The 25086-nt window shown below is 57.1% G+C and carries 20 protein-coding genes and 1 pseudogene; 13 read left to right on the forward strand and 8 right to left on the reverse strand.

Translation table 11 applies throughout. The annotated features are described in order from the left end of the window. The first annotated feature begins 114 nt into the window (after positions 1-114). The 3 genes from AC3IUA_RS11350 to AC3IUA_RS11360 all read left to right on the forward strand — a co-directional run bounded on the left by AC3IUA_RS11350 (position 115) and on the right by AC3IUA_RS11360 (position 4104). Complete coding sequence (locus AC3IUA_RS11350) at positions 115-531, forward strand: hypothetical protein (RefSeq protein ID WP_489360922.1); 417 nt, start codon at positions 115-117, stop codon at positions 529-531. A 197-nt stretch (positions 532-728) separates the two neighbouring features. Next, positions 729-1685 (forward strand): hypothetical protein, encoded by a 957-nt coding sequence (locus AC3IUA_RS11355; RefSeq protein ID WP_489360923.1) that lies wholly within the window; start codon positions 729-731, stop codon positions 1683-1685. 1114 nt (positions 1686-2799) lie between these two features. Continuing rightward, positions 2800-4104 (forward strand): DUF1214 domain-containing protein, encoded by a 1305-nt coding sequence (locus tag AC3IUA_RS11360; RefSeq protein WP_489360924.1) that lies wholly within the window; start codon positions 2800-2802, stop codon positions 4102-4104. On the opposite strand, the gene AC3IUA_RS11365 is transcribed toward AC3IUA_RS11360, so the two are convergent. Then, positions 4091-5041 (reverse strand): LysR substrate-binding domain-containing protein, encoded by a 951-nt coding sequence (locus tag AC3IUA_RS11365; RefSeq protein ID WP_489360926.1) that lies wholly within the window; start codon positions 5039-5041, stop codon positions 4091-4093. The two genes, AC3IUA_RS11360 and AC3IUA_RS11365, sit on opposite strands and share 14 nt — an antisense overlap. Before the next feature lie 188 nt (positions 5042-5229). Between AC3IUA_RS11365 and AC3IUA_RS11370 the strand changes: the two genes are divergently transcribed. The 3 genes from AC3IUA_RS11370 (at position 5230) to AC3IUA_RS11380 (ending at position 8875) form a co-directional block, all read left to right on the forward strand. Then, positions 5230-6459: a CaiB/BaiF CoA transferase family protein gene (locus AC3IUA_RS11370; RefSeq protein WP_489360927.1), complete on the forward strand. Its 1230-nt coding sequence runs from the start codon at positions 5230-5232 to the stop codon at positions 6457-6459. Next, complete coding sequence (scpB, locus tag AC3IUA_RS11375; protein WP_489360928.1) at positions 6456-7250, forward strand: methylmalonyl-CoA decarboxylase; 795 nt, start codon at positions 6456-6458, stop codon at positions 7248-7250. Before AC3IUA_RS11370 ends, scpB begins: the two co-directional genes overlap by 4 nt. Positions 7251-7522: 272 nt before the next feature. After that, positions 7523-8875 carry an SLC13 family permease gene (locus AC3IUA_RS11380; RefSeq protein ID WP_489360929.1) on the forward strand — a complete coding sequence of 451 codons (1353 nt, stop codon included), beginning with the start codon at positions 7523-7525 and terminating at the stop codon, positions 8873-8875. Between the two features lie 233 nt (positions 8876-9108). Here AC3IUA_RS11380 and AC3IUA_RS11385 read toward each other — a convergent pair whose 3' ends face one another. From AC3IUA_RS11385 to AC3IUA_RS11400, 4 genes are all read right to left on the reverse strand, one after another. Then, positions 9109-9375 carry a hypothetical protein gene (locus AC3IUA_RS11385; RefSeq protein ID WP_489360931.1) on the reverse strand — a complete coding sequence of 89 codons (267 nt, stop codon included), beginning with the start codon at positions 9373-9375 and terminating at the stop codon, positions 9109-9111. Positions 9376-9540: 165 nt separating this feature from the next. Continuing rightward, complete coding sequence (locus AC3IUA_RS11390) at positions 9541-9729, reverse strand: chromate resistance protein ChrB domain-containing protein (RefSeq protein WP_489362310.1); 189 nt, start codon at positions 9727-9729, stop codon at positions 9541-9543. A 102-nt stretch (positions 9730-9831) separates the two neighbouring features. Then, the gene (gene chrA / locus AC3IUA_RS11395) at positions 9832-11190 is read right to left on the reverse strand and encodes a chromate efflux transporter (RefSeq protein WP_489360932.1); all 1359 of its coding nucleotides are present in this window, start codon (positions 11188-11190) and stop codon (positions 9832-9834) included. Continuing rightward, positions 11183-12127, reverse strand: coding sequence for a chromate resistance protein ChrB domain-containing protein (locus AC3IUA_RS11400; protein ID WP_489360934.1), 945 nt, complete (start codon positions 12125-12127; stop codon positions 11183-11185). Before AC3IUA_RS11400 ends, chrA begins: the two co-directional genes overlap by 8 nt. 84 nt (positions 12128-12211) lie before the next feature. On the opposite strand from AC3IUA_RS11400, the gene AC3IUA_RS11405 reads away from it, so the two are divergent. Continuing rightward, positions 12212-12520, forward strand: a complete 309-nt coding sequence (locus tag AC3IUA_RS11405) for a hypothetical protein (protein ID WP_489360936.1) — start codon at positions 12212-12214, stop codon at positions 12518-12520. Between the two features lie 255 nt (positions 12521-12775). Here AC3IUA_RS11405 and AC3IUA_RS11410 read toward each other — a convergent pair whose 3' ends face one another. After that, positions 12776-13138, reverse strand: a complete 363-nt coding sequence (locus AC3IUA_RS11410; protein ID WP_489360938.1) for a hypothetical protein — start codon at positions 13136-13138, stop codon at positions 12776-12778. A 513-nt stretch (positions 13139-13651) separates the two neighbouring features. Here AC3IUA_RS11410 and AC3IUA_RS11415 point away from each other — a divergent pair. Continuing rightward, positions 13652-14050, forward strand: a complete 399-nt coding sequence (locus AC3IUA_RS11415; RefSeq protein WP_489360940.1) for a YfeK family protein — start codon at positions 13652-13654, stop codon at positions 14048-14050. Positions 14051-14316: 266 nt separating this feature from the next. Here the strand turns inward: AC3IUA_RS11415 and AC3IUA_RS11420 are convergent. Together AC3IUA_RS11420 and AC3IUA_RS11425 are read right to left on the reverse strand one after the other, a co-directional pair. Continuing rightward, positions 14317-15177: pseudogene (locus AC3IUA_RS11420) on the reverse strand (tyrosine-type recombinase/integrase); the annotation flags it as partial. 677 nt (positions 15178-15854) lie between these two features. Further along, the gene (locus tag AC3IUA_RS11425; protein WP_489360941.1) at positions 15855-16562 is read right to left on the reverse strand and encodes a succinate dehydrogenase iron-sulfur subunit; all 708 of its coding nucleotides are present in this window, start codon (positions 16560-16562) and stop codon (positions 15855-15857) included. Positions 16563-17845: 1283 nt separating this feature from the next. On the opposite strand from AC3IUA_RS11425, the gene nosR reads away from it, so the two are divergent. The 5 genes from nosR to AC3IUA_RS11450 all read left to right on the forward strand — a co-directional run bounded on the left by nosR (position 17846) and on the right by AC3IUA_RS11450 (position 25073). Next, on the forward strand, positions 17846-19978 hold the full coding sequence (nosR, locus tag AC3IUA_RS11430) for a transcriptional regulator NosR (protein ID WP_489360943.1): 2133 nt from the start codon (positions 17846-17848) through the stop codon (positions 19976-19978). 73 nt (positions 19979-20051) lie between these two features. Then, complete coding sequence (gene nosZ / locus AC3IUA_RS11435) at positions 20052-21998, forward strand: TAT-dependent nitrous-oxide reductase (RefSeq protein WP_489360944.1); 1947 nt, start codon at positions 20052-20054, stop codon at positions 21996-21998. Between the two features lie 65 nt (positions 21999-22063). Continuing rightward, positions 22064-23326 (forward strand): nitrous oxide reductase family maturation protein NosD, encoded by a 1263-nt coding sequence (locus tag AC3IUA_RS11440; RefSeq protein ID WP_489362312.1) that lies wholly within the window; start codon positions 22064-22066, stop codon positions 23324-23326. Further along, on the forward strand, positions 23323-24246 hold the full coding sequence (locus tag AC3IUA_RS11445; RefSeq protein ID WP_489360946.1) for an ABC transporter ATP-binding protein: 924 nt from the start codon (positions 23323-23325) through the stop codon (positions 24244-24246). The genes AC3IUA_RS11440 and AC3IUA_RS11445 overlap by 4 nt, the downstream gene beginning before the upstream one ends. Beyond that, on the forward strand, positions 24243-25073 hold the full coding sequence (locus AC3IUA_RS11450; RefSeq protein ID WP_489360948.1) for an ABC transporter permease: 831 nt from the start codon (positions 24243-24245) through the stop codon (positions 25071-25073). The genes AC3IUA_RS11445 and AC3IUA_RS11450 overlap by 4 nt, the downstream gene beginning before the upstream one ends. Positions 25074-25086: the final 13 nt, after the last annotated feature.

The raw sequence follows: 25086 nt of genomic DNA on the forward strand, positions 1-25086 counted from the left end.
GGCGGCACATGTTGCCAGTCATGTGCAGGGTCAGTCGGTGGTTGTCAGGGCGCAGCGTGCCATCCAGGCTGGATGGCCGGTCAGTTTGCGCTACTGAAAACAGGGAGGTTCCAAATGATAGCGAAGCTACTCGTGACTATCGGGATTGCTTTCTACGCCGTCGTTGTACCAGTGCTAGAGATCAATGGGACCCATGTTTTCAACCAGGCTTGGGAACCCCATGCACGGCTCCATGAGGTCTGGCAGCTTTTCACCAATACAGCGATGGGTGTATTTAGTCTTTGGCTAGTGTGGTTCAAGGGCAATCTACGTCTCTCCAGTCTTTTGACCTTGTTCGTTACTGGCGGCTTCTTGATGGCTTATTGGCTTCGGAACTCTTATGGCGGTTCGATGACCCTCACTGATGGCTCAGAGAAAATGATTCTGGGGGTGAACCTAGGCCTTTTTGCATACACCCTTGCGATTTTACTGGCTGGTATTGCAGCTGCACTCGAGCAGCGAAAACGAAGGGGGCGTCTATCGCCAAGGTGAGACGTCACCTTGTCGCTATATTTCAACGAGGGGCGGGTTTTCTCCCTTACCTGGAGGTGACCACGCAGAATGCAAAGCGCCTGTTCATTGAGCGGGATTGAAGTATTTTTTGGCTGTGCTATACCAAAAGATAATCAGCATGCTGCTTAATTGCATGTGGAAGTCTAAGTTGTTTTTTATTATGAAAGGGATGGTTCGTGACCGGGTTGAAATTATTTATAATCAGGCATGGATTGTTGTTGAAGTTTTTTGCCGTCGCTGGTAGCGCTGTCGTCGCTGCGATTTGGGCGGTGCTTACCTTTGTATATCCAGACTTTATTTTGCCAAGATTTGATAAAGGGAATCTGGAGGTTCAAATTAGCGCTAGTCCAAAGGGGGAGACCGACGAGGCAAATATTTGGAGCGTGTTGTTTAAGCAGGCAAATACTGGAAAGAGAAGGCTGTATATACCCGCTTCTTATTTCTATGTGCGAGCGTTCAGGTTTACCGATCTTAGCGAAAAAGATAACTTGATAACTGTTGAAGAGGCGGCGGAGTCAAAAAGGATAAGGGCCGTTTTAGTGGAGGATGTGCTCGCAAGAAAAACGCTCAGTGAAAAAAACCGAATAGGAGATGAGGCCGTTAACTATATTTTTTACAAAAATTGGGAGGAGATTGTAAGGAAGGGAAACCTTCAAGATCTTGTTGATGTAAGATCAGGCTATGGTCCGCGTGCAGGTGTATTGCGTGGCATTCATTTCGGCCAGGTTAATTATTCCACTAATGTTTTAGAGCCTGGCGAGTGGTTAGAGACTGAAATTTTGGTTGCGGTTCCAAAAAAATATCAAGCGATACAAGTTGATCATGCTGTTGCGGCGAGTAAAGATAGTTTGGATGAGGTTATAATCGGGTTTCCTGGCAAGCATGGTGTTTTGCTCGTTCCGTTTGCGAATGGGCCAGATTTAGAGGAGAGACTTTCAAAAGTTGGCGATGATCGTAATAAAGATCTCTCTGGCTTGGATGAGCGCTTCTACAAAGATCGTAAAGAGTCCTTGTTTTATGTTAAGGCCAGGAAACAATTCTTTGTCGGAAAGTTAACGGGTGAGTCAGTGGTTGGGGAGTCGAAAGCGGGAGGAGGGGCGGTTTCGTCACAAAGTAAAACGAATAGAAATTGAAGGAGTTGTTCAGCGGAACTGATGCGAATTCAATGGTGACCCAGTCGGAGCTATGAGCGTTACGTTAAAGATTATCGCTGATGCTCTCTCCAGTTGTTACCGTGGGCCGGACTCAAATCTCATGGCGGGAACGTGAGTTTGCCGTGCGGGCACGGATTGCGGCGTAATATCCTTTTTAACTCTCAATAGGGCTTCCGAGCATGGATAAGTTAGAAACGAGCAAAGATAACTGGATAGGTTTTGTTGAGGACAAAGCGGACACGAGTTTTGTTCTGCTATCTGTCTGGGTCGAAAACTGGGGGAATAAAACCATACGGGTAGATAAGCGTGCGCTCCCGGACTTGGTTCAGCTCGTACAAACTGCGGCCTCAAAGTATCGAAGATGACCGATAAGCCAAAGTTGCACCTCATTCAAGACCACCCTCGCACCGGATACTCCGGCAGAGCAGGGCGGACGCTATCGAGTCCGCGGCGGCACGCATTGCCAGTCATGTATCCCGGTCCTTGGGCTTGCAGGCAAAGGACTGGAGTATTCCGTTGCGTAAAGGCAGTAGGCCGCTATCGTGAGTCAGGCGCGTTACTGTGTAATCAGCCTGAAAGCCTGATGCCCGGTCGACGGCACGATCACTCATCTTCATCTAATCGGAACCTGCTCAAGACAGGGGATCCCGGTAGCTTTCTGGTCTCAACCTCAACATGCCTCCCGCCACAGTGCTCGCAATTGAAGACCTGGCCGTCGATGTCCTCGTCAAAGCAAAGCTCTACGGACGTATCTTGTTTGCATTTCTGACAGATGAGTTTTTTCGTCATGGCTGTAACCCCTGAAAATTTCACCGCCTGAGCTTAGCCAACTTTTCCTGTGACCACCGAGACAAATCCTCATGCCCACAGAAAACCAAATCACTCAGCCCTGAGCATTGAGCGTTACTTTCAGTGGCACTACCGCAAGTCGGAAGCTGAAATCCGAAGCAGGTGGGCTGCTAACCTTTCGGTTTTAACCTTGTAGCGCATCTTTTTCCATTGAAATGCAAGTGACGAGCACAAAAACACAGTCGTTGGAGAACCCGCTTTCCAAGCGAGGTATGCGATGGATCGGTCAAGAGTTTCACGCACGATGGCTTTACTCGGGATTATTTCTTTCGGTGCAAGCAGCAATTCAGTCGCGGTTCAGCTTCAACCCAGCGATCAGGACATCGCCGATGCGTATATTTATCTGCTCGGTCGTTTACACGTAACCCGCCAGCAACAGCTCGATTTCCAGGACGGCTTCAAATGGAACGAACTCATCCATCGCATGCCCGGCGCGGTTGATTGGCCTAACCCCAACCTTGATGTTGCGTATTCGGAGGCCTGGGTCGCGGTCGATGAGTCAAGTTGCACGATTGTCTCTGTACCAAAAGTCGAGGACCGTTACTTTACCGTGCAGTTTCTGAACGGTTGGGGCGAGACGCTTGCCAACATTAACGAACGAGTCTTCCCCCGCAAGCCTTACGGCGACTTTGCCGTGTGTCTCAGAGGCGCCAAGGTCAAGCTGCCGGACGGCTTGACCAGCCGCATCGACTTGCCGGTCAAGCATTCTCGTATCCTTGCGCGTGTTGCATTGGGCAGCGATCCGGATCGCGCCGTTGCACTGCAGCAGCAGTTCAAGCTCACCGCCAGCGGCGCCCCCAAATTGCCGGAGATCCCCAAAACGCCGATTTTCGAAATGGAGAAGTTGCCTGGTGTCGAAGCCTTTGACGCCGCTGAAGCAGCGCTCGACAGCGATCCGGACCTGAATCCTGGCCTTGAACACCTACAGCAGACGACGCGCGTTGTGGTAAAGGCGATAAGCGACCCTGCTGAACGAACTCGTGTCGAGCAGGTGATCCGAAAAGTAGCTTTCCCGCAGTTCGCCAAGGCAGGCAGCATCATTGGTCACGGAACGGTTGAGAATGGCTGGGCGCGTCCCGGCGTCGTAGGAGAGTACGGGCTCGATTACCTCGCGCGAACCCTGGTCAACCATGGCGGTATTTGGGCCAATATCAAGCCCGAGGTCCTCTATTATCGAGGCGGCAATGATTCGACGGGGGCCGAACTCAATGGCGACAATGTTTACACAATGACTTTCCCTGCTGACGCATTGCCGACCCGGTTTGCCAGGTACTTTTGGTCCATCATCGCTGTCGATAACGTCCACTTTCGAGTGCTTGCGAACCCGGCGAAACGCTATTTACTCAATGAGCAGACCAAACCCCAGCGAGGCGCGGATGGATCGCTCACCCTCTACTTCGCCGCCGAGAAGCCACCCGACGCGCCAGAGGGTAACTGGCTGCCGACACCGAAGGGTATGGTTTACCGTCTGACCCTGCGTTTCTACGGCCCGCTGGACGGCGTGGCGAACGGTACTTACTACCCGCCGCCACTTGTCAAAGTCGAGTAGTCGCGTCCGGCTCGCCAAACACGTGCCCATCTGCCCACCCCGGCTGCCGCCCGAATTCCTCGAACAGCTCGAAAATGGTCGACTTGACCTTCTGCACGGCATTGCTCTCTACAACCGTGTCATGCCAGCACAGCGAAAGATCCCGCTTGAACAGTCGATGATCGATCCTGGCCAGCTTGAGCCTGTGTTGCACAAGCTCAACATGGGCCGCGGCCCACGGCAGGATCGTGACACCGAGCTGCGCCTTGACGGCCGAGAACAACAGGTCGGTGGAATTGGCTTCGAACTCAACCTCGCATTTCAGGCCGGCCTCCTGCAGTGCAAATTCGACCCGACTGCGAATCGTGTTCGGGGCACAGGGCAGCACCAGCGGCATCTTCGCCAATGCCTCAATCGACACGGGTTCATCCGATAATGCAAATTCCGGCCACGCCACCAAGTACAGCGTTTCGGTTAACAGTCGCCGCAAAGCCATGCCCCGGGTTTCGACCGCATCGACATTCACCGCCAGTGCCACCCGCCCAACAGTGATCAGGCGCCCCAGGTCGGCGCTTGGGGCATCGATCAATTCCAGCTTGATACCCGGATATCGACTGCGAATCGTACGCGCGAGCGGAATCGCCAACATCCGGGCCGTACTCGACGGCATGCCGACCGACACCTTGCCTTGCGGGAATTCGGCGTCCTGGCGCAGTAGTTCCTGGGTGCCGTCGGCCTGGCGCAGCAGTTCGATGGCATGCCGGTAAAGCGTCTGCCCGGCCGCAGTGGGGACCACGCCATGCACGCTGCGCTCAAGCAGTTGCATACCCATATCCAGTTCCAGATTGCGCATCTGCTGGCTGATCGCGGGCTGCGCAATATGCAGCGCTTCACTGGCGCGGGTGATGTTGCCGCACTCGACCACCTTGATGAAATACCGCAACTGGCGCAGGTCCATGCGTACCTCCTAAGCCATATGATTTTCCGATGGATGCAGAGGAATATCATATTTGAAGATTATGAGATACGACGCCTAGACTCGTCTCACAACAAACGAAGCGCTAACGGCCGTCAAAGGCAAGCAGCGCCTCCCGTGATCAGACCTTGGCGCAATAGCCCGTACTCAACCCTTCACTGGAGAACCCTATGCAAGCTTTGCAAGGCGTGAAAATCGTCGACCTGAGTCGCGCACTGTCGGGGCCATTCTGCACCATGGTGCTGGCAGACCTCGGTGCCGATGTGATCAAGATCGAGCCTGGCCCGACTGGCGACATGAGCCGCACCTGGGGCCCCTTCGACCGGGGCGTGAGCACCTACTATTTATCATGTAACCGCAACAAGCGCGGCATCTGCATTGACTTGCGCAATCCCGAAGGGCTGGCCACCATCCAGCAGCTGATCGATGACGCCGACGTCGTCATCGAGAACTTCAAACCCGGCACGCTGGAAAGCATGGGCCTCGGTTATGAGGTGCTCAGCGCCCGCAATCCGCGACTGGTGATGGGCAGCATCAACGCCTTTGGCGCCGACGGGCCGATGAGCAGTTGGCCGGGCTTCGACCAGATCGCCCAAGGCTATTCGGGGCTGATGAGCCTGACCGGTTTCGTCGATGGCGACCCGACGCGCACCGGCACCGCCATCGGCGATTTGACCTCGGGCATGTGGTTGGTGACAGCGGTGCTGGCCGCGCTGCTGGAGCGTGAGCGCACCGGACGCGGTCAGCATGTCGGCACGTCGCTGCTGGCCAGTCTGGTCGGGTTGCTGAGTGTGCACGGCCAACGCTACCTCAGCCTGGGGGATGTGCCGCGTCGCACCGGCAACGCCCATTCGGTGATTGCGCCTTACGGCGTGTTCCAGACAAAGGATGGCCCGCTCAATCTGGCGCCCATCACCTCGGCCATGTGGGGGCGTTTGTGCGTACTGCTCGATTTGCCCGAGCTGCCGGACGATCTGCGCTTCGCCACCAATGAAGCGAGGGTCGAACGTCGTGACGAATTGAGAGAAATTCTGGAAAGCCGTTTGAAAACCCGCAGCAAACGCGAGTGGACCACGCTGTTCGTCGACGCAGGATTACCCGCTGGCCCGATCAACACACTCGACGAGGTCTTCGACGACCCGCAGGTGCTGCACAGCCAACTGACCGAGACACTCACGCACCCGACACTCGGCGCACTGCGTCAGGTAGTGACCCCGGTGTTCGGCGCCACTGACGGCGTTGCCAGCCGCCCACCGCCACTGCTTGGCCAACACACCGTCGAAATACTGCGCGAAGCCGGTTTCGACGCTGTATCGATCAACGCACTGCTCGCCGCTAAAATCGTGTTCCAGGACTCCGACGACATGACCTGCGCGCAATCAACAGGAACCGCACAATGAATCCAACCTCTTACGCTACCGTGACCGTCAACCGGGTCGATGAACGCATCGCGCGGCTGGTCTTCAGCAACCCCTCCCACCGCAATGCACTCAGCGCACAACTGCTGACGGCGCTCGACGAAAGCCTCGTCGCCCTGGCGTCACAACGCATCCCGGTGGTGATCCTCGGCAGCGAAATCGGCCAATCCGTGTGGAGTGCCGGCCACGATATCCGCGAACTGCAACACGACCGCGACCCGATTGCCTACGGCAAACCGCTCGAACAGGTATTGCGCCGCATCCGCGCCTATCCCGGCGTGGTGATTGCCCTGGTGTCCGGCTCGGTGTGGGGCGGCGCGGTGGATCTGGTAATGAGCTGCGACATGGTCGTCGCGGACCGCAGCGCAAGCTTTGCCATGACGCCAGTGAACATTGGATTGCCGTACACCACCAGCGGATTGCTGCGCTTCTTCAACAATTTGCCGATTCATGTGTTGAAGGAGATGTTTTTCACTGCGCAGAAGCTTGATGCGCAGCGGGCGGAACGGTTTGGTCTGGTCAACAGACTGGTCGACAGTGATGTGCTGGAAGCGACCGCGCTGGAACTGGCGCACGGCGTCGCCAGCAAAGCGCCGCTGGCCGTTGCGGCGGTCAAGGAACAGCTGCGTATCCTTGAAGACCTGCAACCGATGCCGGTGCAGGCGATGGAACAGATTGCCGAACTGCGCCGACAAGCGTGCGAAAGTGCTGACTTTGGCGAAGGGCTGGCAGCCTTTGCCGAGCGCCGGCCGGCGGTGTTTAGTGGCAATTAGCACGACAGACTTGAAAGCTTCTGTGTTTGTGCGGCCGACTTCGCGGGCAAGCCACGCTCCCCATGGGTTATGGGGTGATCACCCATTATGTGCAATGTCGATGAACTGCCACGCAACACAATGGGCAAGGTACAAAAGAACTTGCTGCGCGACACCGATCGCAATCGTTTCGGCACGCCCGGCCTGACGTGAGTCGGTTGCTCCACATCCCGGAAAAATAACAACAAGGATGGTACCTGCGGGACCGTCCGAATGCGGGGAGTCAGATTGAAATGAATAATGAGATTCTGTCGATTTTAGTACTAGTGGTCATTTTCGGCATCGCCAGCGTGTTGCCCATCAACATGGGCGCGCTGGCGTTCGCGGCGGCCTTTATCGTCGGTTCGGTAATAATGGACATGACACCGGCGACCATCTTCGCCGGTTTTCCCAGTGACCTGTTCCTGACGTTGGTCGGTGTCACCTATTTGTTCGGCATCGCCCAGAACAACGGCACCATCGACTGGCTGATCGAAAGGGCAGTGTTGATGGTGCGTGGCCATGTCGCCTGGATACCTTGGGTGATGTTCGTGGTGGCGGCGCTGCTCACCGGTTTCGGTGCGCTGAGCCCTGCGGTGGCGGCGATCCTTGCGCCTATTGCTCTCAACTTCGCCGTGCAGTACCGCATCAACCCGGTGCTCATGGGACTGATGGTGATTCACGGCGCCCAGGGCGGCAGCTTCTCGCCTGTGAGTATTTTCGGTGGCATCACCAATCAGATCGTTGAGTCCTCCGGACTGCCTTATGCACCGACCACTCTGTTCATCACCAGCCTGCTGTTCAACCTGGGGATTGCCATGGTGGTGTTCGTAGTCTTCGGTGGCTTGCGCAGCGCTCGCTTGTCACTGGTGGCGGTTTCGCCCGGTCCCGGGTTGCATGCCGCGGGTGCATCGCTGGCCATTCTTGGCCACGGCGGTACGCCGGCTTCCCCGGCTTATCACCGCACCGACCTGACGGGCGCCGGTGCGCCGCTGCAAGCCGTCCACGGCCTGGACTGGGCCAAGCGGTCGACGCTGGTCGGGCTGTTGGCCCTGGCGGTCTCGGCACTTGTGTTCAAGTTCAATGTCGGCCTGGTGGCCATGACGGTCGCGGTGGTCCTGGCCATGTTCGCGCCCAAGGCGCAGAAGGCGGCCATCGACAAGGTCAGTTGGTCGACTGTGCTGCTGATCACCGGGATCATCACTTACATCGGAGTGATGCAGCGCATCGGCACCATCGACTATGTCGCCCATGGCATCTCCAGTCTGGGTGAGCCGCTGCTGGTGGCTTTGCTGCTGTGCTTCACCGCCGCGATCATCTCGTCCTTCGCCTCGTCCACGGCCTTGCTCGGGGTGATCATTCCCCTGGCCGTGCCGTTCTTGAGCCAGGGCCAGATCAGTGCGGTCGGTGTGGTCGCGGCCATCGCCATTTCCACCACCATCGTCGACACCAGCCCGTTCTCCACCAATGGCGCGCTGGTGGTGGCCAATACACCCCAGCAGGAGCGGGAAAAAGTGTTGCGCAGCCTGCTGATCTACAGCGCGGTGATTGCCCTGGTGGGACCCTGTGTTGCCTGGTTGACCCTGGTGGTGCCCGGGGTGCTTTGAACCATCGGGTCAGGCGTGATCAGGCCAGTATCACTGGAATACACACCCGCCGTCAGGCGCGGGTTAGCGGGTAGCCAGGCAAGATGCACCGGCCGCTGTCGCCCGGCGCAACTGCGACATGACGTTCCCGCCGTAACCACCGCTGTAGGTGATTCGATGGAGGATAAAGGCGAAATTTGAATCCATCGGCCCCTTGATTACGCGTTCTCACCGGTAGCGATCCGCGAGAATGCTTACTTTGGCATTGTCCAGGATTGCAGCGTGTAGCCCTCCAGGCTCAACTCGGCGCGCGCCTCTTCCAGCAGGGTTTCCAGCTGTGCCGGATCGGAATAGGCACTGCTTGGAATCTGTTTGTGGCCAATACGAGTGTTGGTCCGGTCGATGACGGTCAGGCTCAGTTCGCCATTACCGTCTTGCGGAGCCCAGGCGACGCATTGAAAAGGTTCAAATGCGTCGCGGGCAATCAAAAGTGCTTCGTTGATGCGCAGTGGGGTGCTCATGGGTTTTCTATCCTTGTAACCGGAATCACCGGTGCTTGCGCGAAAATCAACATGAAAAATCCTGCTCGACATGACGAAGCCTCACCAATTTAGAGCTTCGAGCGTAGCCGCAGAATGCCGGCTAGCGCGGTGGCATGTGTAACAACGTGTGCCATCATGATGGCATCATCGGTGTCGGGCTGTACGTGGGCATCCATGGCTGGATCGGCCTGAACGCTCAACGCCAGGGATGTCGTAGGGCGCTGCGTCTTTCTCTACCGCAAGGCGTAGCACATCACCGCTGGGCACATATAAAAACTCGGGCTTTGGATCGATAAGGCGAGTGATCAGCCAAGGACAAGCGATGCGGTCGATCTCGGGTAATCCACCTCATGGAGCACCTCCTGCCTGGCTCAGTAGGCTGGGTGATCTGGCGAGCCCGGTGCCCGCCCGAGAGTGTTAATCAACTCGTGCTCTCTAGCGCAGCAGATGCACTGCCAAGCCGACAAGCGCGCAGCCAATCAGCACTTGAATGACGCCCCGCTTGAAGCGGAACAAGGCAATCGCCGCTGCAATGGCGATCAGCGCAGAGGGCCAATCGAGAGTGCCGCTGAAGCTGTTCGGCCACAGCACGTGATAGCCAAAGAAACACGCGAGATTGAGGATCACCCCCACCACCGCAGCGGTAATCCCGGTCAGTGGCGCGGTGAACTTGAGTTCGTTGTGGGTCGACTCCACCAGTGGGCCACCCGCCAGGATGAACAGGAACGATGGCAGGAAGGTGAACCAGGTCACTAGGGACGCGGCGACGGCACCGGCAAGAAACACTTGATCGGGACCGAACACTTGCGAGACATAGGCCCCGACAAAGCCAACAAAAGCCACCACCATGATCAGCGGCCCCGGCGTGGTTTCCCCCAGGGCCAACCCGTCGATCATTTGTGTAGGAGTCAGCCAGCCATAGTGACCGACCGCGCCTTGGTAGACATAGGGGAGCACGGCGTAGGCACCGCCAAAGGTCAGCAACGCGGCCTTGGTAAAGAACCAGCCCATTTGAGTCAAAGTGCCTTGCCAGCCATAAAATATGGTCAAAAAGCCCATCGGCAACGCCCACAGCGCGGCGCCAATCAAGGCCAGGAGTACCAGTTTCAGCCAGCTGAACCGGGCATGCCCGGGGGATGGCGTGTCGTCATCGATCAAGGCCTGGCCGTAGGATTTCTTCGCAGCGCCATGTCCTCCGATTCTGAACTTCTCGGGCGCCAGACGGCCTCCGACATAGCCGATCAACGCGGCAGCCAGCACGATCAGCGGGAAAGGAACGTTGAACGCGAATATTGCAGTGAACGAAGCAGCTGCAATCGCCCACAGCCAGTTGTTCTTCAGCGCCCGTGAGCCGATTCGATGAGCCGCCTGCACTACGATGGCCGTCACCGCAGGCTTGATCCCATAGAAGAGCCCGGCGACCACCGGCACCTCGCCGAAGGCGATATACAGCCAGGACAGCGCGATCAGAATGAACAGCGACGGCAGCACAAACAGCACTCCGGCGATCACGCCGCCCCAGGTTCGATGCATCAGCCAGCCGATGTAGGTCGCCAACTGCTGAGCCTCGGGCCCTGGCAGCAACATGCAGTAGTTGAGGGCATGCAGAAACCGCCGCTCGGAAATCCAGCGCCGACGTTCTACCAACTCCTGGTGCATGATTGAGATCTGTCCCGCGGGTCCACCGAAGCTGATGAATCCCAACTTCAGCCAAAACCAGAACGCCTCACGCAAGCTGATCGCCTCAGGCCTCGGCAGATCCGCTTCAATGCCTGATGAAGAAGCCTTACTCATTGGGTTGTTCCTCTTTCACAAACTCGGCGAGCAGGCCGTCGAAGATGGCGCTTGCAGCAGTCTGCAGACGGTCGTCATCGATAATGGTTTCACGTAGGCCCGCCAGCACCCGTTCGATACCCGCAGCCTCCACCGGCTGAATACCCCCGATATCGAGGTAATGCACCAAGGCAGCAATGCGTCCCAGACCAGGCTCTTGAATATCAAAGCTGGCTTGCAGGGTTTCGAAGGTCACACGGTTGCCGACATGACTGAAGGTCGCGTCATCGAAATCAAAACCGAGGGCATCGGCTGGACAGTCCTGTGGACTGTTCAGCCAGAGGATCCGAGCCTGCGGATCAATGAAGCGGCGAATAAGCCAGGCACTGGCCAGTCGATCGACCCAGGGGCGCTTACGTGTTGCCCAGACACGGCCCAGATAGTCGACGAGGCTCAGCGGCGTTATTGGCTGATCGCGACTATGGGGTTCATCCGCGGACAGCGCTCTGCTGACAGCTGTCTCCAGCTCCTGCAAAGCCAGGTCGATTTGCTGCTTCGGCTGACCAGGAAAGTAATCGATGTATGCCAGCTGATCGTAGGCTTTGCGTAGCTTGCGAATTTGTTTGGTGGTGGCCAGTGCATTTTCGGCATTGAGCTGTGCTCGGCATGTTTCGATCTCAGCGCTTAGCCTGGTGTAGTCCTCGCTACGATCGAACAGCTCGACAAAGCGTTCGCCGTCAGGATCAACTACAGGTAGGACGTAGGCGGTGCCATTGATGGCCAAGATGTTGCGCTCGACAGAAGCGAGTGCTTCTCGACAGGCAGCGGTATTCGGCAAAAGGTAAGCGCCATCACGTAAGACCGCCGCTCCAGAGGCTTTTAGAGCGCGCCAAGCCCGCATGCGCTCGGTGGCATTCGCTGTCGGCAAGCCCAGGATTAAGGTGAGCCAGTTTTTCATGTAGAGAAAGCATCATTAAAAGTAAGTCACTCTACATTATGCTTGTTCGCGAGTCTTGGAAAGGGGCGTCCAGGGACTGAGGATGTGCATTTTAAGAGCAAAACGGGGAGAACCGAAGGAACAACAAATGAAGTTTGCGACCTCAAAAATCTTGAGCGAATAAATGAGCTGCTTAATGATTCAGAGATTGTCGTCGCTCTGGGTGAAATGGCACAGTTGGCCGTGGATAGTTCCAGTTTTTCTGGTGTGATCCACAAGGGTCCACATCCCTCGATGCAATCACTCAACAAAACCTACGATTCACAGAAAGACAACCCTTCTGATCGCAGCAGAGATCGGATTGGCAGGTGGGCAAAGGATATTTTGGCTAAAAAAACTGATAGCAAGAAATAAATCGGCCGTGATTTCACAGGCACATCTGAATGACTGCATCTGCAGCTGAAGCGTCAAAAATACAGCCCCAACCCGACTCAGAAGATCGGCCGCGCCTGTAGTAAGGGCGGCCAGGGTCTTCAACTGTGCGGTGCTTACGGTCAGCGTGGCGAATGACGTCTTTAGATAGCTGTCACTGCGGCGCCGCGCTATCCGCGCCGAAATTGGCGCTGTCCCAGTCCTTGGGCTTGCAGGCAAAGGACTGGGAAATCCTGGCTATATGCCGATATCGTCTGTAAAAAGCGCGCCCTTCACGCCCCATGGAACGAAGCATTTCTTGTCTTGTGTGCGAGCTTGATAGTAATCGGAAAGTTCGTTTGCCAAAGTGGCGGATCTTTCTGTGTCGTACATGATTACAGGCGCAATTACGTCAAGGATTTCCGTGGTATCGATGAGCCTAAATGCCAAATGTTCGGCGGGGCTCAACGCATTAATCTGCGATTCCGAGAGATTCTCATAATCCTCATGCCGTTTGAGATCCTCAATTTCCAGCATGATTGCGTAGCGAAGCCTGTAGATCCAATGATCATTATCGCCAGGGGAGGCTATCGCTTTCCTGATTTTGTCACCTACTGCCATGCGTGTTTTTCTCCGACCAACCTTGAAGGCCATAGCTAAATGTGGCTGAACGTTACTACGTGTCAGTTGTGGGCGTTACCGGGGATTCGTACACGCGGCAGGGTAGCGGTTGATGGCGATAAGCTACCATTTTGGCGGAGCTCATGGAGCTGGGCTACTAAAATGAATACGTTCGGTAGTCGATTGAAGGAGGAGCGGGCGGCACTGGGAGGCGTCTTGGCAAACGATCAAAGTAAGTACGAGAAGGGATCTCGATCTCCTAAGGCAGACTACTTGACGGCTGTCGCATTCAGGGGGCGACGTCCTCGATCTACTGACGGGGAAGAAGTCCCGGTTTAAAGAAGAGCTGCCCGAAGAAACCCAAATCCTTGAGAGTTACCGCCGCCTTAATCAGGGCGATCGGAGCGCCTTCGCACGGCTTGCATCATCACTTGCTGGGTTTACATCACCAAATAACAGTGGCTCCCGATGCGGTGGTGCTACAGTCGCCCCCTTTCAGGATGAGGAAGAATCATGCGGATTTTGATAGGGGCGGTGGCTCGGCCCATCAGCCAATGGCTGATTGCAACTGGTATTAGTCTTGTCGCAATAATGACCAATGTGCAGGCTCAAACCACGCCTCAAGCCGCCCAGGAGATAAAGGGGTTGCTGGACTTTGTCGAACACAGCGAGTGTCAGCTTGTGCGCAACGGGAGCGAGTACTCAGGTCCGCAGGCTCGTACGCATCTGGAGAAGAAGCTAAATTATCTCGAAAGCAAGAACATGGTGAGTAGCGCAGAAGACTTCATTGACCTTGCTGCCACTAAAAGCAGTATGAGTGGAAATGCCTATGAAGTGCGCTGCCCGGCAGGCGTACAACCAACAAGCACCTGGTTGAGGACAGAACTTCAGAGGCAACGCCGGTCGCATTGAGCTTGGCAGCAGAAAAGCCAAACCTAGGAAACGAAAAAGCCCTGAAAAATCAGGGCTTTTTCGTATAAAGATGGCGGAGGCGATGGGATTCGAACTCATGGACCTGTTACAGTCGACGGTTTTCAAGTCCGACGAATAAGCGTTATATTTCAATTGCATAGCCATTATCAGTTTCCGCAAGCGAGCATTCTCCGATGCTCTGGAGGCCGCTAAAATCAATGGGTGGCACTTTACTGCCGGAAACGAATTTGGCCTGTTTTCCGGCCTCATCGGGTGGGCATTACGATCTCCCCGACACGCCGATAAACCGTCTCAGTGATGCGCTTGTCGGTGTGACCGAACAGGCGGCTAGCATGCCCCAGATCGTCGATTTCGTTGGCCGCTTTTGGCCGGATATCCCTGAACTGGAACTGCCGTATGCTTGCCGCGAGCGTTGGGTCTTCGTCTTCCAGCGCTTTAACGATTGCCACGTTGCGTGCGTCGTCGAAGCGCAGACGGAGCATCGGCGCGGTAACCCGGCGACCGTCCTCGGTGACGATTAGGTAAGGATTCCGGACTGCGCGCGCTTTCCTCTGCTCAAGCAGCCTTTCAATCAGTTCGCCCAGGCCATTGATGATATCGCCGGCATCGAGGCGGATGCGTAACTTCTTCGACGTCTTGCCTTGGGCGACTTGCAGGAAGCTGTCGATGACATCCGTGGCTCGCATAGACAGAACGTCAGCAGGGCGTTGAGCAGTGAAGTAGGCTAGGTCCATGGCATCCTTCAGTTCGGGAGACGCTGCCCCGTAAACAGCGTTCCAGATGGTGGCGTCGGCGTAGAAGTCGCGGGGCGTTTCTTTATTCTTGCGCACGCCAGAAGCTGGGTTCTCCTTGTCGGTGATGCCCCATTCCCTGGCGATGTTGTAGATGTGCGAGAGCAGCGAGATTTCGCGATTCGCCCGAACCTTGCCGGTTCGCTTGTCGCGGTATTGCGCAATTGCCTGTGGTGTCACTGCATTGATCGGAGCATCGCTGAATGCCTTCCTGAGCTGCGTCAGCGAGAGCAGGTTGTCTTTCTGGGTTCTAGGCTTCTTACCCGGGATGATCTCGGCTTCGTAGCGGTCAAACACTTTGCCCAGAAGCGTGTTCAGTCCGTTCCGCGCGGCTCTGTTGTTTCCTAGTTTGATAGCCGCCCCCAGAACCGTGACACAGTCGACAGGTGACTTCTTCCGATCCACCGCAGGTCAGACAGTCGTCCTCAGACAACCAGCCTGTTCCAGTCGGGGATTTCTGAGTGATTTGCGACATCCGGATTTTGGTAGTGCAGTTGGGCAACCGCCGTGAGGTATTCCGATAACTGAAAGGAATCTTTACCGGCCTTGACAGGCTATGCCGCCATCACGGCACCATCACAAGGAGAGGCCATGCAGTTGCTCGGTAACCGTCCGGCCAACACACACCTTTTTGATCCCAACGCTCAGGGCGATGGTGACTCGATTCCGGGCCAGCCGCGGGAGCGCGCTGGCCAACTGCGTAATTGCAGCGCACATGACCACCCTTTTGCATGGTCACTGATCAGCCAATTGCATTCGACTTGACCAGCCGATGCGGCAATGCTGACCGGCAGAGAACGGCCGATTTTGTTGAAAGAGTCGACTTGGCCTAGTTTCCCATGCATTGAGCAGTGATCGCAGTTCTGCACGCTATCAGGCGCGTACATTTCTGCCGTGGAAACCGAAGCCGACTATTTCAACACAACGGCCAAAAGGAGGCACTCTAAAGAGTCTTGGGAAGCCGAGCCGATTCATTGCGTTGATCCAACGTCCTAGGTGGATTTTCGGAACAGCTCTTGGCGAATTTTACCGATGGCTCCCATGGGATTGAGCCCCTTTGGGCAGACCCAAGAGCAGTTGCCGATGCTGCGGCAACGGAACAAGCTGAACGGGTCCTCCAGCCGCTCTAGCCGTTCCACCGTGGCCTGATCGCGGCTGTCGGTGATGAAACGCCAAGCCTGCAACAGCCCGGCTGGACCTACGTACTTTTCCGGGTTCCACCACCAGGATGGACATTGCGAGGAACAGCAACCACAGAGAATGCATTCATACAGCCCATCGAGCTTAGCGCGCTCCTCGGGGGACTGGAGACGCTCGATGGCCGGTGCTGGCTCGTGGTTGATCAGCCATGGCTTGATGCTCTTGTACTGCTGAAAGAAGAGACTCTGGTCGACTACCAGATCGCGGATGACCGGCATGCCGGGCAAAGGTCTGATGATCAGTATGCTGGCCGTGCCCAGCGCCTCCGAAACTGGCGTGATGCAAGCCAGTCTGTTCTTGCCGTTGATATTCATGCCATCCGAGCCGCAAACACCCTCCCGACAGGAGCGCCGGTAGACCAGTGTCTGATCTGCCTCGTGCAGGAACTCCAACGCATCCAGCACCATTCGCACTCGGAACTCCTCGGGCAACGACAACGACTGCATCCAAGGCGACCGTTCTTGTTCCGGGTGGTATCGATATACCTGTACTTCAATCATGGCTCGTTTCTTCTCCACCGATTACGACGAGAGTGGGCAGCACCTTGATCCGGTAAGCGCACGGCGCCCACATCCGGTCGATCAGGAAAATTCCTCACGTGGAGCATAGACGTTGATGACGTCAGGGCGAATTTGCATCCGGCGCGAGCTTACGGGACGGACGGTGAAGCGTCGCTGACAGACAACCCGCTTCCTGAGACTGTGCGACGCATCGGCGCGGGGACGTTGTCCCTTCCTTTGCTGCTGCGGCTCGTAACCAGATTGGTCCGGTTTCATCTGACGCGCACGCAAGCGGTGCGGCCGGATGCTTCGCACCCTGGTTTCGCCCTGAACGGGCTGCACCAGAGCGGAACGGAAAAATTCAGTCTGGGGGCCATTTTTTCCTCACCCCCTCGCGGGCTCGGGTGGTGTCTATCCGGCTGTTTCCGCCGTCTTCGCCGTCGGTTTATCAGAGCGGCTTTTGGCCGCTCTGGGTGCGCAACCATGCGGTTTTCGCCTGGGAGCAGTCCCTATGCAGCGTTTAGCCAAACCTTCGTACTATGTCGCCAGGACCTCTTCGGTCAAACGACCTATCTGATTCCCTGGGAGCCCAGGCTTTGCCCGGGTAATCCTGCGAAGATCGTGAGGTCGGAGCATCGTTCTATAACGAATTTGCTCATGTTGCTCGAAGCGTTTGAACTGAAAGAAGCGCATAACGAGGCCCATGCCAATCGCGCGATTCAAGACGAAGGTTGGCAGTTATGCCGTCACTCCGGGCGTCCATGGCGTGACCAGTGTGTTGGATAAAAAGAAACCCGCAGCGGAGCCGAACCGTACCCCACTCACCCCGAAAGGGAGCAGGCTGGAGTAGCACTCTGGCAGTGAGCGTAATCGACTCCACTGGTCGCGCTATGGACGCCTTGCAGACCACTATAGACCGAGACCCAGAAGTGCACCTTCCAGAGGATCGCTTCGCGTCACATACCTGAGGCCGGAGCCGTATGCGGGAGTTCCGCACGTACGGATCTGTGCGGGTTTGCCAGGTCACTGCCATTCCTACGGCGACCGTTTGATCAAATAAATATTGAACTATTGGAGAGTGCCGACGCTGAAATTATTTTGATCCGCGGATGGATAAGTTTGCTATGGTCCGTGAGGAAGGAGGAGTTTTTATCAAAAATCTAATCCAGAGGCGTTGGAGCCTAATCGTTACTCGGCGAGTCATTCACCCGAGGTCGATCGCTCAGCGAACCCATGTGTGCTTCCAGACTCTCACTGGCCTGAGTCCATTTAAATATGGGCTGATGATATTGTTGTGCCTGGTGTTCGATGGATTTTCCGGATTACAAGCAAAAGAATACGGAGAAATCGAGCAGCAGCGTATAGAAAAAATCTTTCCAGGCGGCGCTAGCTTGTCCGCGCCGACAGGCGAGTTCAAGGTTCGCACCATCAGCTCTGGAGAAAAGCCGCTCGGTTATGTGTTCCAGAGTCAGGACGTGGTGGATATTCCGGCCTATTCAGGCAAACCGATCAACATGCAGGTAATCCTCGATGCCGGCGGTGTGATCCAGGATGCCTACGTGCTGGAGCACCATGAACCGATCCTGCTGATTGGGATTCCCGTCGAAAAGCTCCACGCCTTCGATGCCAAGTACAAGGGTATCAAGGCTGACCGGAGAGTGGTCGTCGGCCATTCCAGCGACCCGAAAGCGGTCACCGTGGATGCGATCGCGGGCGCGACCGTCACGGCGATGGTGGTCAATGAGGTGATCATGCGCGCTGCGCACAAGGTGTCCGTATCGCTCAAGCTGGTCGAGGACTCGGGCGGCGTGGCGCGCAAACCCGCCACCGTGCGCGAAGACTTTTTCGAGCCCGCCACCTGGGAGCAACTGACCGGCAACGGCGCCATTCGCCGCTTGAACCTGACCCGTGGCCAGGTTGACGCAGCCTTCAAGGGGACCGAGGCCGAGGGCGTCGACAACGCCAGTGCCGAGCAAGTCGATGAAACCTTTATCGAACTCTATGTCGCCGACCTGAATCCTCCGGCCATCGGCCGCAACCTGCTGGGCGACAATCAGTACCGCTTCCTCATGCAGGATCTCAAACCCGGCGAACAGGCCATCGCCGTGCTGGGACGCGGGCTGTTCTCTTACAAGGGCTCTGGCTATGTGCGCGGCGGGATCTTCGACCGGGTGCAGTTGCGTCAATTCGGCAACATCATCAGCTTCCGCGACATGGACCATCAGCGGCTCTCAGATGTGTTTGCCAAGGGCATGCCCGAGTTCGATGAAATGTCGATTTTCATTGTGCGCGAACCGGCCAGGTTCGATCCGGGATCACCCTGGTCCCTGGAGCTGCTGGTGCGGCGTCAGACCGGTGCGGTTGCCGGTATGTTCAGCAGCTTCGAACTGTCTTACCAACTGCCCGAGCAATACCTCCTGCGGCCACCGCCCACTGCCGAAGAACTGGCCGCCATCGAGGTTGCCAACCGGCCGACGTGGGTCAATATCTGGTACCAGAAAGCGTTTCAGATCGGGGTACTGTGCACGGCCCTTGTAGTGCTGATGGTGATTTTGTTCCTGCAGGACACTTTTACCAAATACCCGCGCTTCCTCCACTGGCTGCGTCGCGTCTATCTGGTCTTCACCGTGGTGTTCATCGGCTGGTATGCCCTGGGGCAGATTTCGGTGGTCAACGTGCTGACGTTCGTCCATGCCCTGTTCGAGAACTTCCGCTGGGAACTGTTTCTCACGGACCCGATCGTTTTCATCCTCTGGACCTTTACCGCCGCCAGCATCCTGCTCTGGGGCCGTGGCGTGTTCTGCGGCTGGCTGTGCCCGTTCGGCGCCTTGCAGGAGTTGATCAACGAAGCCGCGCGCAAACTGAAGATTCCGCAATATGAGTTGCCATTCGCGGTCCATGAGCGGCTTTGGGCGATCAAGTACATCATCCTGCTGCTGCTGTTCGGCATCTCCCTGGAGTCGATGACCACTGCCGAGCAATTTGCCGAGGTGGAGCCGTTCAAGACCGCCATCACCCTGAAATTCGACCGCCAATGGTGGTTCGTGGCCTACGCGGTGGCGCTGTTGGTGATCAATATCTTTACCCGCAAGGTCTACTGCCGCTACGTCTGCCCATTGGGCGCGGCGCTGGCGATTCCGACCAAGCTGCGGCTGTTCGACTGGCTCAAACGGCGCAAGGAGTGCGGTACTCCCTGCCAGCTCTGCGCCAAGGAATGCGAGATCCAGGCAATCCACCCGGATGGTCATATCAACGCCAACGAGTGCCACTACTGCCTCGATTGCCAGATGACGTATCACAACGAAAACAAATGCCCGCCACTGGTCATCAAGAACAAGCGCAAGACGCGGAGCAAGCCTGCGCCAGTGCTGGATCGCGCTGAGTTGATTCCGGTTGTGCAAGTGTTCGAGCCCTGAGCCCCTTGCTGCAAACACACCAAGAATCGATTGATCGAGCTGTTTCATATCTGCCCCCAATGGAGCAATACCCATGAGCGATAACAAGTCGAAAAACGATCATGAAACCGTGAAACCAGTGCAGGAGCTGGAATCGACCGGCCTCAGCCGTCGCGGTTTTCTCGGCACCACGGCCGCGGCCAGCGTCGCGCTGGCCGGTGCCTCGGCCCTTGGCAGCGTGGCATTCACCCGTGAATCCTGGGCGGCAGCGGCCAAGGACGCGCAATCGAAGATCCACGTGGGGCCGGGCGAGCTGGACGATTACTATGGTTTCTGGAGTGGCGGTCACCAGGGTGAAGTGCGGGTCATGGGCATCCCGTCGATGCGCGAGCTGTTGCGCATTCCGGTGTTCAACGTCGATTCCGCCACCGGCTGGGGTCTAACCAACGAAAGCAAACGGATCATGGGTGACAGCGCACGCTTCCAGAACGGTGATTGCCACCACCCGCACTTGTCCATGACCGACGGCAAGTACGACGGCAAGTACCTGTTCATCAACGACAAGGCCAACAGCCGGATTGCGCGCATCCGCCTGGATATCATGAAGTGCGACAAGATGCTCACCGTACCGAACGTGCAGGCCGTGCACGGTCTGCGTCTGCAAAAAATGCCGCACACTAAGTACGTGTTTGCCAATGCCGAGTTTGTCATTCCGCACCCCAACGACGGCAGCACCTTCGACCTGCTGGATAAGAACAGCTACACCATGTTCAACGCCATCGACGCCGAGAAAATGGAGGTGGCGTTCCAGGTCATGGTCGACGGTAACCTGGACAACACCGACGCTGACTACACCGGCAAATACGCGGCTTCGACCTGCTACAACTCGGAGAAGGCCTACGACCTGGGCGGCATGATGCGCAACGAGCGCGACTGGGTGGTGGTGTTCAACATCCCGCGCATCGAGGCGGCGATCAAGGCCGGCAAGTTCATCACCCTGGGCGATTCGAAGTCACCCGTGGTCGACGGTCGTAAAACCGAGGGCAAGGACAGCGAATTCACCCGTTACATCCCGGTGCCGAAGAACCCCCATGGCCTCAATACCTCGCCTGATGGCAAGTACTTCATTGCCAACGGTAAGCTTTCGCCCACCTGCACCCTCATCGCCACTGCCAAGCTCGATGATCTGTTCAACGACAAATTCAAGGATCCACGCGAGGTGGTGGTCGGCGAGCCGGAACTGGGTCTCGGTCCGCTGCACACCACCTTTGACGGTCGCGGTTGTGCCTACACCACGTTGTTTATCGACAGCCAGGTGGTCAAGTGGAACATGGAAGAAGCCGTTCGCGCCTACACCGGCGAGAAGGTCAATTACATCAAGCAGAAACTCGATGTGCAGTACCAGCCGGGCCACAACCATGCCTCGCTGACCGAAACCAGCGAGGCCGACGGCAAATGGCTGATGGTCCTGAGCAAATTCTCCAAGGACCGCTTCCTGCCAACCGGCCCGCTGCACCCGGAAAACGATCAGTTGATCGATATTTCCGGCGATGAAATGAAACTGGTGCACGACGGCCCGGCCTTCGCCGAACCCCACGATTGCATCATGGCCCGGCGCGACCAGATCAGGACCAAAAAGATCTGGGACCGCAACGACCCGTTTTTCGCCGAAACCGTGGCGATCGCCGCCAAGGACGGGGTCAAGCTGGAGACCGACAACAAGGTCATCCGCGACGGCAAGAAAGTCCGGGTCTACATGACCTCGATGGCCCCGGCCTACGGCATGCCGGAATTCACCGTCAAACAGGGCGATGAGGTCACCGTGACCATCACCAACATCGACCAGATTGAAGACGTGAGCCACGGTTTTGTCATGACCAACCACGGTGTGAGCATGGAGATCAGCCCACAGCAGACGTCCTCGATCACCTTCGTCGCCGACCAGCCCGGCCTGCACTGGTACTACTGCAGCTGGTTCTGCCATGCGCTGCACATGGAAATGGTCGGCCGCATGAAGGTCGAGCGGGTTTCAGCGGCGTAGCGCCTCACGGCCGCAAAAAGGTAATCGCAGTGTTCAGAACCCTGACAACCGATCCACGGCACGGCATGGCACTTTTAGTGTTGGTATTTCTATCGGTTGTCGCCCAGGCCTCGCCACGACCCATCACCGAACTGCCCTTGCAAGCCGCTGGCGATAACCACTGGACGCTGCCTGCCGGAGAATACCAAGGGCAGTTCACCGTTGATCAGCCGATGCAGATCGATTGCGAGAAAGGTGCGGTAATCAACGCTCAGGGGCAGGGTAATGCACTGTTCATCAGCGCGCCTGACGTGGGAATCGAGGGCTGCACCTTGCTCGATTGGGGGCGCGACATGACGGCCATGAACTCGGCGATTTTCATCGGGCCACAAGCCCGTGGCGCAGTGATCCGCAATAACCGCATGAAAGGGCCAGGCTTTGGCATCTGGGTGGATAGAACCCACGAGGCCAGCTTGATTGACAACGATATCGAAGGCGACCCGAGCATTCGTTCCCAGGACCGCGGCAACGGCATTCATCTGTTTGCCGTGCGTGGAGCCCGGGTGATCGGCAATCACGTGCGGCTGACCCGCGACGGGATCTACATCGACACCTCAAACGGCAACCTGCTGCAGGGCAATACCCTGGAAGACCTGCGCTACGGCGTGCACTACATGTACGCCAACGACAACCAATTGCTCGGCAACACCACCCGCCGCACCCGTACCGGCTACGCCTTGATGCAAAGCCGCAAACTGACGGTGATCGGCAACCGTTCCGAACAGGACGAGGGCTATGGCATTTTGATGAATTACATCACCTATTCCGAATTACGCGATAACTTCGTCAGTGACGTGCGCAGCGGTTCCGCTGATGGCGGCATGGTCAGCGGTGGCGAGGGCAAAGCGCTGTTCATCTACAACTCGTTGTTCAATGTCATTGAGCACAATCATTTCGAACGCAGCGCCCTGGGTATTCATCTCACCGCCGGCTCCGAAGACAACCGCATCGCCGATAACGCTTTTGTTGACAATCAGCAGCAGGTCAAATACGTCGCCAGCCGCACTCAGGAGTGGTCGGTCGACGGCCACGGTAATTACTGGAGCGACTACCTGGGCTGGGATCGCAATAACGACGCGGTGGGCGACGTGATCTATGAACCCAACGATAACGTTGACCGTCTGTTATGGCTGTACCCACAGGTGCGGCTGTTGATGAACAGCCCGAGCATCCAGTTACTGCGTTGGGTACAGCACAGCTTCCCGGTGACAAAGTCGCCGGGAGTCAAGGACAGTTACCCGCTGATGAACCTGCCGACCATGCCCCAAATACAGCAGCCTGTCTTATGAACGCAGTCGAGATTGAAGGTGTAATCCAGCATTACGGCAGCATGACCGTGTTGCACGAGCTGACGCTGAGTCTGGGTGAGGGTGAGGTGCTGGGCTTGTTTGGCCATAATGGCGCGGGCAAGACCACGGTCATGAAATTGATCCTCGGTCTGCTTACGGCCAGCGCCGGTCAGGTGCGCGTGCTCGGCTGCCGGCCTGCACACGCCGAGGTGCGTCGCCAGCTCGGTTACCTGCCGGAAAACGTGACCTTCTACCCACAACTCAGCGGCCGCGAAACCTTGCGCTATTTCGCCCGCCTCAAGGGCACCGCGCTGTCGCAGGTAGGTGAGTTGCTGGAACAGGTCGGCCTTGCCGACGCCGCGGACCGTCGGGTGAAAACCTACTCCAAGGGCATGCGTCAGCGCCTGGGCCTGGCTCAGGCAGTGCTCGGCGAGCCACGGTTGCTGTTGCTGGACGAACCCACGGTCGGCCTCGATCCCATCGCTACTCAGGAGCTTTACCTGTTGATCGACCGCCTGCGCCAGCAGGGCACCAGCATCATTCTTTGTTCCCATGTGCTGGCGGGGGTCGAAGCGCATATCAACCGCGCGGCGATTCTGGCCAATGGCTGCTTGCAGGCGATTGGCAGTCTGGCCAGCCTGCGCGAAGAAGCCGACTTGCCGGCGCGTATCCGCGCCAGTGGTCTGTCCGGGCGCGAGCAGTGGTTGCAGCGCTGGAATGCCGCAGGTCATAGCGCCAAGGCCATGGGCGGCAGCGGAGTCGAGGTGATGGCGGTCAACGGCCACAAAGTTGATCTGCTCAGCCAGTTGTTCCGCGAGGATCAACCGCAGGATATCGAGATACTGCAACCCTCCCTCGAGGACCTTTACGGCTACTACATGAGTCGTGCCACCGTCGACACAGAAGGCGCTCATCCATGAAGCAGATCTGGAGCATCGCCAGCAAGGAATTCAGCGACGGGATGCGCAATCGCTGGCTACTGGCGATCAGTCTACTGTTCGCCATTCTGGCGGTGGGTATCGCTTGGCTCGGCGCAGCCGCGTCCGGGCAAGTGGGCTTCACCTCGATTCCAGCAACCATCGCCAGCCTGGCCAGCCTGGCGACCTTCCTGATGCCGCTGATCGCGCTGCTGTTGGCTTACGATGCCATCGTCGGCGAGGACGAGGGTGGCACGCTGATGCTGCTCCTGACCTATCCCTTGGGGCGCGGGCAGATCCTCCTGGGCAAGTTTGTCGGTCACGGGCTGATCCTGGCCCTGGCCACGCTGATCGGCTTCGGCTGTGCCGCCGTGGCCATTGCCTTGCTGGTCGATGATGTTGAGCTGAGTCTACTGCTCTGGGCGTTCGGCCGCTTTATGGTTTCTTCCACGCTGCTGGGCTGGGTGTTCCTGGCCCTGGCTTATGTGCTGAGCAGCAAGGCCAGTGAAAAATCCAGCGCAGCCGGGATGGCGCTGGGTGTGTGGTTCCTCTTCGTACTGGTGTTCGACCTGGCGCTGCTGGCGTTGCTGGTACTCAGCAAAGGCCGGTTCAACCCGGACCTGTTGCCCTGGTTGCTGCTGCTCAACCCGACTGACGTCTATCGCTTGATCAACCTTTCCGGTTTCGAGGGCAGCGGCAATGCCGTCGGCCTTATGGCATTGAGCAGCGATCTGCCGGTACCAGGCTCAATGTTGTGGGGCTGTCTGCTGTCGTGGGTCGCAGTTCTGCTGCTGTTGGCTTACTGGATGTTTCGCCGTCGGCTGACCTGATTTTCCAAGCTCG

The sequence above is a fragment of the Pseudomonas sp. KH_050 genome, assembly GCF_057838875.1.

What these genes read in the sequence shown, in the direction of transcription:
- AC3IUA_RS11410 (WP_489360938.1), bottom strand. Translation starts at nt 13,138, where the DNA reads ATGGCAGTAGGTGACAAAATCAGGAAAGCGATAGCCTCCCCTGGCGAT.
- AC3IUA_RS11440 (WP_489362312.1), top strand. Translation starts at nt 22,064, where the DNA reads ATGGCACTTTTAGTGTTGGTATTTCTATCGGTTGTCGCCCAGGCCTCG.
- chrA (WP_489360932.1), bottom strand. Translation starts at nt 11,190, where the DNA reads ATGAGTAAGGCTTCTTCATCAGGCATTGAAGCGGATCTGCCGAGGCCT.
- nosR (WP_489360943.1), top strand. Translation starts at nt 17,846, where the DNA reads ATGATATTGTTGTGCCTGGTGTTCGATGGATTTTCCGGATTACAAGCA.
- AC3IUA_RS11400 (WP_489360934.1), bottom strand. Translation starts at nt 12,127, where the DNA reads ATGAAAAACTGGCTCACCTTAATCCTGGGCTTGCCGACAGCGAATGCC.
- AC3IUA_RS11425 (WP_489360941.1), bottom strand. Translation starts at nt 16,562, where the DNA reads ATGATTGAAGTACAGGTATATCGATACCACCCGGAACAAGAACGGTCG.
- AC3IUA_RS11415 (WP_489360940.1), top strand. Translation starts at nt 13,652, where the DNA reads ATGCGGATTTTGATAGGGGCGGTGGCTCGGCCCATCAGCCAATGGCTG.
- AC3IUA_RS11450 (WP_489360948.1), top strand. Translation starts at nt 24,243, where the DNA reads ATGAAGCAGATCTGGAGCATCGCCAGCAAGGAATTCAGCGACGGGATG.
- AC3IUA_RS11365 (WP_489360926.1), bottom strand. Translation starts at nt 5,041, where the DNA reads ATGGACCTGCGCCAGTTGCGGTATTTCATCAAGGTGGTCGAGTGCGGC.
- AC3IUA_RS11350 (WP_489360922.1), top strand. Translation starts at nt 115, where the DNA reads ATGATAGCGAAGCTACTCGTGACTATCGGGATTGCTTTCTACGCCGTC.
- AC3IUA_RS11360 (WP_489360924.1), top strand. Translation starts at nt 2,800, where the DNA reads ATGGCTTTACTCGGGATTATTTCTTTCGGTGCAAGCAGCAATTCAGTC.
- AC3IUA_RS11385 (WP_489360931.1), bottom strand. Translation starts at nt 9,375, where the DNA reads ATGAGCACCCCACTGCGCATCAACGAAGCACTTTTGATTGCCCGCGAC.
- AC3IUA_RS11445 (WP_489360946.1), top strand. Translation starts at nt 23,323, where the DNA reads ATGAACGCAGTCGAGATTGAAGGTGTAATCCAGCATTACGGCAGCATG.
- AC3IUA_RS11380 (WP_489360929.1), top strand. Translation starts at nt 7,523, where the DNA reads ATGAATAATGAGATTCTGTCGATTTTAGTACTAGTGGTCATTTTCGGC.
- nosZ (WP_489360944.1), top strand. Translation starts at nt 20,052, where the DNA reads ATGAGCGATAACAAGTCGAAAAACGATCATGAAACCGTGAAACCAGTG.
- AC3IUA_RS11370 (WP_489360927.1), top strand. Translation starts at nt 5,230, where the DNA reads ATGCAAGCTTTGCAAGGCGTGAAAATCGTCGACCTGAGTCGCGCACTG.
- scpB (WP_489360928.1), top strand. Translation starts at nt 6,456, where the DNA reads ATGAATCCAACCTCTTACGCTACCGTGACCGTCAACCGGGTCGATGAA.